Source organism: Motilibacter deserti (genome assembly GCF_011250635.1).
Taxonomy (GTDB): domain Bacteria; phylum Actinomycetota; class Actinomycetes; order Motilibacterales; family Motilibacteraceae; genus Motilibacter_A; species Motilibacter_A deserti.
The window spans coordinates 1-1951 of the sequence record NZ_JAANNP010000206.1 but is presented as its reverse complement, the minus strand read 5'-3'; the positions used below and the strand labels follow the sequence as shown (position 1 = coordinate 1951).

The following is a 1951-nucleotide window of genomic DNA, read 5'->3' as shown; positions in this document are numbered from 1 at the left end:
CCGGTCCCGGCGAGGTACAGCTCGCCGGCGGTCCCGGGCGGCACCTGGCGCAGATGCGCGTCGAGGACGTACGTCCGGGTGTTCTCCAACGGCCCGCCGATGGGGGGCGCGCCCTCGGCAGTGCCGGGCGACGCGTACCAGGCGGTCGCGTAGACCGTGGCCTCGGTCGGGCCGTAGATGTTGGCCAGCTCGGCGCCCGGCAGGGCGGCGCTGATCTCGCGCACGGCGTGCGCCGACAGCGCCTCGCCGGCGAGCACGACGCTGCCGGGCGCGGCGTCGACGGCCCCCGCGGCGAGCACCTGGGCGAACGCGGACGGCACCGCGCTCACCAGCGTCACGTCCCAGTGCCGGCCCGGCTGCTCCGCGAGCGCGAGCACGTTGCGGACCACTTCGATGCTCCCGCCGCACGCGAGCGGCCCGAACATCTCGAACACGGACACGTCGAAGCAGAGCGACGTGGAGGCGAGCACCCGCGCGAGCCGGTCAGGCCCGAAGGCGTCGACGGCCCAGGCGGCCATGTCCACGACGCTCTGCTGGGCGACCACCACGCCCTTGGGCCGGCCCGTCGAGCCGGACGTGTAGATCACGTACGCGGGCGAGCCCGGCAGCAGCGGCTCCGCGCGGTCGGCGTCGGTGAGGTCCGACTGCGCCAGGCCAGCGAGCTCGCCCTGCACGGCGGGGCTGTCGAGGACGAGCGTCAGCGGGCCGTCGGCGGGCGTCTCGAGCACGCTGGCGGCCTCTGAGGTCGTGACCACCAGCGGCGGCGCCGCGTCGGCCACCATCGCGGCGAGCCGTGCGGGCGGGTAGTCCGGGTCGAGCGGGAGGTACGCCGCGCCCGACTTGAGGACCGCGAGCAGCGCGACGATCATGTCGGCGCCGCGGGGCAGCAGCAGCGCGACGTACTGCTCGGGGCGTGCACCGTGCCGGACGAGCAGCCGGGCCAGCGCGTTCGCCCGGCCGTGCAGCTCGGCGTAGGTCAGCGTCTCGTCGCCGGCGACGACGGCGGGGGCGTCGGGCGTGCGCGCGGCCTGGCGCTCGAGGAGCGCGGGCAGCGTCGCGGGCGGGACGGGCCGGGACGTGTCGTTCCAGGTGGCGAGCCGGGCGAGCTCGGCGGGCTCGACGAGCCCGACCCGGCCGACGAGACGGTCGGGGGCCTCGGCGAGCTGCCGGATCAGGGCGGCGAGGCGTGCGAGGTGGGCGTCGACGTCCGCGGGCGTGTAGAGGTCGGCGTTGGCGTCGAGCTGCAGGCGCAGCCCGCCGCCGGCGCGCCCGTCGAGGACGAGGGCGAAGTCGTCGACCGGGCCGCCGGCGAGGTTGCGCACGGTGCACGTGGCCGCGCCGAACCGGAGCGTGTTCTCCAGCGGCACGAGGTTGACGTACGGCCCGAGCAGCCGGGCGCCGTCGGCGAGCAGGCCGAGGTCCCGGCGCAGCTCCTCCAGGCGGTAGCGCTGGTGGCGCAGGGCCGCGTGCAGCCGCTCGGACGTGTGCCGCACGAGCTCGCGCACCGTCAGCCCGGGCCGGGGGGCGATGCGGAGCGGGACGACGTTGGACACCATGGCGGGCACGCTCCGCTCGGCCGCGGTGCGGCGTGCGGTCACGGGCAGGCCCAGCACGACGTCGTCCTGGCCGGTGAGCCGCGACAGGTAGAGCGCGACGGCGGCGAGGACCACCGCGGGCCAGCTCGCTCCGGCGTCCGCGGCGGCGGCGCGCAGCTCGGCGGCGGCCTCGGGGGGCAGGGCGGTCGAGCCGCTCGTGAGCGCGCGGGGCAGGGCCGGCTCCGCGGCGGCGAGCGTGCCGGGCTCGGGGCGGTCCGCGAGCAGGCTCCGCCAGTACGCGGCGTCCGCGTCGTGCCGCTCCGAGCCCCGGTAGGCGTCCTCCCCGGCGAGCAGGTCGGACAACGCGCCGAACGGCGCGAGCGGGAGCGGTGTGGCCTCCACCTCGGCGGTGTAGA

At 77.4% G+C, this 1951-nt stretch carries 1 protein-coding gene; it reads right to left on the bottom strand.

Annotation, left to right across the window (positions count from 1 at the left end):
* A partial coding sequence (locus G9H71_RS22415; RefSeq protein WP_166284968.1) for an AMP-binding protein occupies window positions 1-1937 on the bottom strand: 1937 nt, incomplete at its 3' end.
* Between the last annotated feature and the right edge of the window lie 14 nt (window positions 1938-1951).